The sequence below is a fragment of the Schumannella sp. GW821-FHT10F01 genome, assembly GCF_058809295.1.
Genome location: NZ_JBXASM010000006.1, coordinates 197,849 through 205,348 on the forward strand (window position 1 = coordinate 197,849; position 7,500 = coordinate 205,348).

General features: G+C 72.0%; 6 protein-coding genes. 2 read left to right on the plus strand and 4 right to left on the minus strand.

Going from position 1 to position 7,500, the window contains the following annotated elements; translation table 11 throughout:
* Positions 1-6 precede the first annotated feature (6 nt).
* Genes ndk through ileS form a run of 4 tightly spaced genes read right to left on the minus strand, consistent with a single transcriptional unit; the run spans position 7 to position 5,424 of the window.
* Positions 7-423: a nucleoside-diphosphate kinase gene (ndk, locus tag AC1RSJ_RS09360; protein ID WP_493118093.1), complete on the minus strand. Its 417-nt coding sequence runs from the start codon at positions 421-423 to the stop codon at positions 7-9.
* On the minus strand, positions 420-851 hold the full coding sequence (locus AC1RSJ_RS09365; protein ID WP_493118094.1) for a DUF4233 domain-containing protein: 432 nt from the start codon (positions 849-851) through the stop codon (positions 420-422). Before AC1RSJ_RS09365 ends, ndk begins: the two co-directional genes overlap by 4 nt.
* Positions 848-2,197 (minus strand): bifunctional folylpolyglutamate synthase/dihydrofolate synthase, encoded by a 1,350-nt coding sequence (locus AC1RSJ_RS09370; RefSeq protein ID WP_493118095.1) that lies wholly within the window; start codon positions 2,195-2,197, stop codon positions 848-850. The genes AC1RSJ_RS09365 and AC1RSJ_RS09370 overlap by 4 nt, the downstream gene beginning before the upstream one ends.
* Positions 2,194-5,424, minus strand: coding sequence for an isoleucine--tRNA ligase (gene ileS, locus AC1RSJ_RS09375; RefSeq protein WP_493118096.1), 3,231 nt, complete (start codon positions 5,422-5,424; stop codon positions 2,194-2,196). Before ileS ends, AC1RSJ_RS09370 begins: the two co-directional genes overlap by 4 nt.
* A gap of 290 nt (positions 5,425-5,714) precedes the next feature.
* Here ileS and AC1RSJ_RS09380 point away from each other — a divergent pair, with 290 nt between their 5' ends.
* Positions 5,715-7,034, plus strand: a complete 1,320-nt coding sequence (locus tag AC1RSJ_RS09380) for an MFS transporter (RefSeq protein ID WP_493118097.1) — start codon at positions 5,715-5,717, stop codon at positions 7,032-7,034.
* A 115-nt stretch (positions 7,035-7,149) separates the two neighbouring features.
* Positions 7,150-7,500 (plus strand): hypothetical protein (locus AC1RSJ_RS09385; RefSeq protein ID WP_493118098.1); only part of this gene is annotated, 351 nt, incomplete at its 3' end.

The window sequence follows — 7,500 nt, forward strand, 5'->3', positions numbered from 1 at the left end:
GTGAGCTCAGACGAACCAGAGGGCGAGCTCGCGCGCGGCGGACTCGGGCGAGTCCGATCCGTGCACGAGGTTCTGCTGCACCTTGAGGCCGCGGTCGCGGGCGAGGTCGCCGCGGATGGTGCCGGGAGCGGCCGTGGTCGGGTCGGTGGTGCCGGCGAGCGAGCGGAAGCCCTCGATGACGCGGTTGCCGGCGACGCGCACGGCGACGACTGGTCCGGACATCATGAACTCCACGAGCGGCTCGTAGAACGGCTTGCCCTGGTGCTCCTCGTAGTGCTTCGCGAGCAGGTCGAGGTCGGCCTCGAGCATGCGCAGATCGACGATCTGGTAGCCCTTCGCCTCGATGCGGCGCAGGATCTCGCCGGTCAGGTTGCGGGCGACTCCGTCGGGCTTGACGAGGACGAGGGTCTCTTCGACGTTCACTGCTCTCCTTGGTCGGGGATGGTGGTGGTGGACTCGGACGGGTCGGATGCCATGCCGGCGAGCGCGGCGTTGCGCCGGTCGAGCCGGCGGCCGGTCAGCGCGCAGTAGATCCAGATCGCGAGGAACAGGGCGCCGATGCCCCACATCACGGGCAGCACGAGGCCGCAGAGCACGAGGCCGACCTGCACGGCCCAGCCGAACAGCACGCCGGCGCGCCAGCGCACGAGGGCGCTCGCGACGAGCACGACGACGATGGCCGCGGCTCCCCCGCCGAGCGCGACGGCGGTCGGCAGGGCTCGGAGGCCGTTGGCGGTGAGCGCGACGAAGATCAGCAGCACCGCCTCGGTGACGAGCACGACCGAGAGCAGCGACTCCTCGGCGCCGCGCTGCCGGCGCGGACGGCGGGTCCGAGCGGCCGCAGCCGTCACTTCCAGCCCTCGTCGTCGGCGAGCTGCATGGCGTCGCCGATGAGGGTGATCGAGCCGGTCACCACGACGGCGCGGCGCGGCGTCTCCGCAGCCCACTCGCGGGCCGTCGACAGCGCGTCGAAGAGGTCGGCGTAGGCCTCGTGGTCGACGCCCTCCTCGGCCACGAGGTGGTCGAGCTCGTCGGCCGGGATAGCGCGGTCGGAGGTCGACTGGGTCACCAGGAAGCGCGCCGCGACCGGCGCGAGCTCGGCGATGATGCCGTGCGCGTCCTTGTCGGAGAGCACGCCGATCACGATCGCGAGCTCGTCGAAGTCGAAGTACTCCGTCAGGGCGGCGGCGAGCGCGCGAGCGCCGTGCGGGTTGTGCGCCGCGTCGACGAGGATCGTCGGGTCGATGCCGATGAGCTGCAGGCGCCCGGGCGAGGTGGCCTCGCCGAGCCCCTGCGCGACGACGTCGGGGTCGAGCGGCAGCGTTCCGTCGCCGAGGAACGTCTCCACCGCCGCGATCGCGACGGTGGCGTTCTGCGCCTGATGGTCGCCGTAGAGGGGCAGGAACAGCTCGCGGTACTCGCCCGCCCGCCCACGCACGTCGATCTGCTGGCCGCCGACGGCGACGCGCGTCGACTCGAGCGCGAAGTCCTGGCGCTCGATGGCCAGCGAGGCCTCGTTGTGCGCGGCAGCGGCGCGCAGCTCGTCGAGCGCGCCGATGGACTGGATCGCGGTCACGACCGAGGCGGACGGCTTGATGATGCCGGACTTCGTGCGCGCGATCTCCTCGACGGTGCGGCCGAGCCGCGCCATGTGGTCGAGGTCGATCGGCGTGAACACGGCGACCTGGGCGTCGGCGACGTTCGTCGCATCCCACTCGCCGCCGAGGCCGACCTCGAGCACGATCACGTCGACCGGGGCGTCCGCGAAGCACGCGAAGCCGAGCACGGTGAGCGCCTCGAACAGCGACAGCTCGGGCTCCCCGCTGCCGGCCAGCTCCGCGTCGACCATCGCGAGGTAGGGACGGATGTCCTCCCAGTTGCGCGCGAAGGCCTCGTCGCTGATCGGCTCGCCGTCGATCATGATCCGCTCGGTCACCCGCACGAGGTGCGGGCTGGTGAGCAGGCCGGTGCGGAGGCCGGTCGCGCGCAGCAGCGACTCGATCATCCGGCTCGTCGAGGTCTTGCCGTTCGTGCCCGCGATCTGCACGACCGGCGCGGCGGCCTGCGGGTCGCCGAGCAGCTGGACGGCGCGGCGGGTGGCGTCGAGCCGGGGCTGCGGCTTCGACTCGGCGAGCCGCTCGAGCAGCTCCTCCCAGATCGCGTCGACCGCGGCGCGGTGCTCTGCTGCATCGGTCACGCGCGCGCCACCTCGATCGTCACGGTGCGATTCTCCCCCACCCGGGCGCTCGGCGCTCCCTCGGTCGGGATGCCCGACAGCGTGGCGAGCGTCTCGCCCTCGATCAGCGCGCGATGCGCCGCCACGGCGGCCACCACGTCGTCGTCGCCGCCGAGGGCGAGGCGGATGCGGTCGCTCACGTCGAGACCGGCGTCGCGACGCGCCTGCTGCACGGCGCGGACGACGTCGCGGGCGACGCCCTCCGCCTCGAGCTCGGGCGTGAGCGCGGTGTCGAGCACGAGGAACGCGCCGCCCTGGAGGAACGCGACCGCGACCTCGTCGGAGGCGGACTCGAGCACGAGCTCGAACTCGCCCGGCTCGAGGCCCACGCCGCCGGCGACGACGCCGTCGGCGTTCTCGGCCCAGTCGCCGGCCTTCGCGGCCTGGATGACGCGCTGCACGTCGCGGCCGATGCGCGGGCCGAGCGCGCGGGCGTTGACCTGCAGGCGCCGACTGACGCCGTACGATCCGAGGCTGCCGTCGCGGAGCGGCTCGACGAGCACCTCCTTGACGTTGAGCTCGTCGCGGAGGATGTCCGCGGAGTCGGCGAGCGCGGCGGGATCCGGCGCCACGACCGTGAGCCGCGCGAGCGGCAGGCGCACGCGCAGCTTGCGGGCCTTGCGCAGCGCGAGCCCGGCGGAGGCGACCTCGCGGGCGCGGTCCATGCCGGCGACGAGGTCGTCGGCCGACGGGAAGGCGGCGGCATCCGGCCAGTCCTCGAGGTGCACGCTGCGGCCGCCGGTCAGGCCCTTCCAGATGCGCTCGGACACGAGCGGCAGGATGGGCGCGGCGACGCGGGTGAGCGTCTCGAGCACCGTGTAGAGCGTGTCGAACGCGTCGCGATCACGCCCCTCCCAGAACCGGTCGCGGCTGCGGCGCACGTACCAGTTCGTCAGCACGTCGCCGAAGTCGCGGAGCGCGATCGCAGCGGACGGGCTGTCGAGCGCCTCGAAGCGGTCACCGACCTCCTGAACCAGGTCGCGGGTCTTCGCGAGCAGGTAGCGGTCGAGCGCATGCGGCGAGTCCGTCCGCCAGACGGCCCGATAGCCGTCCGGCGCCGCGCCGTCCTCTCCGGGTCCGCCCGCGCTGTTCGCGTAGAGGGTGAAGAAGTAGTACGTCGACCACAGCGGCAGCATGAACTCCCGCACGCCCTGGCGGATGCCGTCCTCCGTCACGACGAGGTTGCCGCCGCGGATCACGGACGACGACAGCAGGAACCAGCGCATGGCATCCGAGCCGTCGCGGTCGAGCACCTCGTTCACGTCGGGGTAGTTGCGCAGGCTCTTCGACATCTTGTAGCCGTCGTTGCCGAGCACGATGCCGTGGCTCAGGGCGCTCGAGAACGCCGGGCGGTCGAACAGCGCGGTCGAGAGCACGTGCATCATGTAGAACCAGCCGCGGGTCTGGCCGATGTACTCCACGATGAAGTCGGCCGGGCTGTGCCCGTCGAACCACTCCCGGTTCTCGAACGGGTAGTGCACCTGCGCGAACGGCATCGACCCGGAGTCGAACCAGACGTCGAAGACGTCCTCGATGCGGCGCATCGTCGAGGCGCCGGTCGGGTCGTCGGGGTTCGGACGCGTCAGCTGGTCCACGTACGGGCGGTGCAGGTCGACCTCGCCGTCCGCGTTGCGCGGCAGCATGCCGAAGTCGCGCTCGAGCTCCTCCAGCGAGCCGTAGACGTCGACGCGGGGGTAGGCGGCGTCATCCGACTTCCAGACCGGGATCGGGCTGCCGAAGAAGCGGTTGCGGCTGATCGACCAGTCGCGGGCGTTGCCGAGCCACTTGCCGAAGATCCCGTCCTTAACGTTCTCGGGCACCCAGTCGATCTGCTGGTTCAGCTCGACCATGCGGTCGCGGAACTCGGTGACGCGCACGAACCAGCTCGACACCGCCTTGTAGATGAGCGGCCGGCGGCAGCGCCAGCAGTGCGGGTAGCTGTGCTCGTAGCTCTTCTGCTGGAACAGCCGGCCGCTCTCGCGCAGCAGGTTCGTCAGCGGCTTGTTCGCGTCCGACCACAGCAGGCCCGCCACCTCCGGCACGCTCGGCAGGAACCGCCCGCCGTCGTCGACCGACAGCGTCACCGGGATGCCGGCGGCGGCGCAGACCTGCTGGTCGTCCTCGCCGTAGGCGGGCGCCTGGTGCACGATGCCGGTGCCCTCGCCGGTCGCGACGTAGTCGGCGACGAGGATGCGCCAGGCGTTCTCGTTGCCGTACGCCGCATCGGCGTAGAAGTCCCAGAGGCGGTCGTAGTGCACCCCGTCGAGCTCCGCGCCGAGGAGCGTGCGGGTGACCGCGGCGGTGGCCTCGTCGGCGGACTCGTAGCCGAGCTCCTTGGCGTAGGCGGCCACGGTGTCCGCGGCGAGCAGGTACTCGTGCGCGCCGTCCGCGGCGGGCACGATCGCGTACCCGATCCCGGGGCCGACGGCGAGCGCGACGTTGGTCGGCAGCGTCCAGGGGGTCGTCGTCCACGCCAGCGCGAGCACGCCGGTCAGCCCGAGCACCTCGGCCCGCTCGCCGACGAGCGGGAACGTCACGGTGACCGACTGGTCCTGGCGCTGCTGGTAGACGTCGTCGTCCATCCGCAGCTCGTGGTTCGAGAGCGGCGTCTCGTCGTTCCAGCAGTACGGCAGCACGCGGAAGCCCTCGTAGGCGAGCCCCTTGTCGTGCAGGGTCTTGAACGCCCAGAGCACGCTCTCCATGAACGTGGTGTCGAGCGTCTTGTAGTCGTTCTCGAAGTCGACCCAGCGCGCCTGGCGGGTGACGTAGGCCTCCCACTCGGAGGTGTAGCGCAGCACGCTCGCCTTGGCCTGCGCGTTGAACACGTCGAGGCCCATCGCCTCGATCTCGGCCTTCGTGGTGATGCCGAGCTGCTTCATGGTCTCGAGCTCGGCGGGCAGCCCGTGGGTGTCCCACCCGAACCGACGGTGCACCTGCTTGCCGCGCATCGTCTGGAAGCGCGGGAACAGATCCTTGGCGTAGCCGGTGAGCAGGTGGCCGTAGTGGGGCAGGCCGTTCGCGAACGGCGGGCCGTCGTAGAAGACCCACTCCGGAGCGCCCTCGCGCTGCTCGACGGACGCGCGGAAGGTGTCGTCGCCCTTCCAGAACGCGAGGATGCCCCGCTCGATCTCCGGGAAGACGGGGCTCGGCACGACCGGCTCGCGGTCGTCTCCCTGCGGGTAGCTCATCTGGTCCTCCGTGGTGCTGGCGTATTCGCACTCCCACGGGGACGGCTCGCGCCGCGGTACCACCCCGGTTGCCGCTCCGACTCCGTGCGAGACGGTGCGGCCACTCGTTCCTCAGCGATGACGGGCTGGTCCCGCTCGGGTCTAGTGGCGCCGCTCGCGCGTCGCGTTCTTCCGAGGGCTCCCCGGTGATGTCCGGATCGGCGCCTGTGCCCGTCATCTTACGCGGCGACGGGAATGGATGGGGGCGCCAGTAGGCTCCACTTCCCGTGACCATCACGAGCGGTGGCAAAGTGCCAACCACCGACACCCAGAACCCGTCAGCCCCTACCGACCCCCGCCCGGCTCGCCGGGCCGTGTGGGCCGCCCTCGTCGGCAGCTCCCTCGAGAGCTTCGACTTCTACGTCTTCGCCTACTTCAGCGCGTTCTTCAGCGCGAGCGTCTTCTTCCCGGAGGGCAACCGCGCCACGGCGCAGCTCGAGGCGTTCGCCGTGCTCGCCATCTCGTACATCGTGCGCCCGCTCGGCGCACTGCTGTTCGGCAACATCGGCGACCGGATCGGACGCCGCCGCACGCTCATCCTGACCATCACGATCATGGGCGTCGCGACCGGCCTCATCGGCGTGCTGCCGTCGTATGCCTCCATCGGCATCGCCGCGCCGATCCTGCTCATCGTGCTGCGGCTCATCCAGGGCCTGTCGCTCGGCGGGGAGTGGGGCGGCGGCATCCTGCTCGCCACCGAGAGCGCATCGCCGCGCAAGCACGGCCTCTACGCCGCCCTCCCCCAGCTCGGCTCGCCGATCGGCACCGGGCTCGTCGCGGTGCTCACGATCGTCGGCGCGCAGACGCTCGGGAACGAGCAGCTCGCGGCGTGGGGCTGGCGTCTGCCGTTCCTGCTCGCGTTCCCGCTGCTGCTCGTGTCGCTCTGGCTGCGGTGGCGCGTCGACGAGACGCCCGTCTTCAAGGAGATCGTGCAGCAGGACAAGCGCGAGCGCCTGCCGATGCTCTCCGTCTTCACGAAGCACCCGGTGGCCGTCGTCGTCGCGATCGGCGCCGCGCTGCTCGGCATCGGCTCGTACGCGCTGATGAACACCTACACCCTGAACTACGGCGTGACCGTGCTCGGGTTCGACTACCAGCAGCTCTCGCTCGCCACCCTCATCGGCAGCGCGCTGCAGCTCGTCACCATCCCGCTGTTCGGCGCGTGGGCGGACCGGATCGGATCGGCCCGCGTCGTCGCGATCGGCGCCGCCGGCACGCTGCTCATCGCGTTCCCGATGTACGCGCTGCTGCAGATCGCCACGTTCCCGGTGCTCGTCGCCACGATGATCATCGGCGGCATCCTGCCGACGCTCGCCTGGGCGGGGCTCGGCGGGCTCATGGCCGACCTGTTCGGCGGCCCGATCCGGTACAGCGCGCTCTCCATCGCGTACGCGGTCGCGGCGACGATCTCCGGCTTCGTGCCGCTCGTCACAGGTGCCCTCGGCACGGCCACCGGCAACGCCTGGTGGCACCCGGGCATCGTGCTCGCCGTGCTGTCGGTCGTGACGCTCGGCAGCGCCGTGCTGGCTTCGCGCTGGCGCCGCCCCGCGGGAGCCGTGACCGAGGTGTGACCGTGCCGCTCAGCGGACCGGGCCGCTCCCCCGCCTAGGCTGGGGCGCGGTCCGGCCGCGGGCCGAGCACTCCGCCAGATCCCGCGCCGGCGAGCCGCGCCGCGGGAGGGCGACGATGAGCGACGACAACCCCACCGACTGGTTCCAGCCCGGACGCCGCGAGCAGCCGCCCACCGAGCCCGTGAAGCCCGAGGACGCCCCGGATGCCGGGGCCGGCTCGGACGGCTCGGCCGAGACCGACGACGACGGCCTCACCAGCCTGTTCGGCGACCAGCCGGACCAGTCGGACGAGGCGTGGGACCAGCGGACCCAGGCGATGGACGCCGCCGCGACCCAGGTGCAGCCCTCGGCCCCCGCCGCCGACCCGCTGTCGTGGCTCGAGCCGGGCAGCGATGCCACGGGCAGCGACGCGCCGACGGCCGTGTTCGGCGGCGCCGCCGCGGGCGCCGGTGCCGCGGGCGCGGCC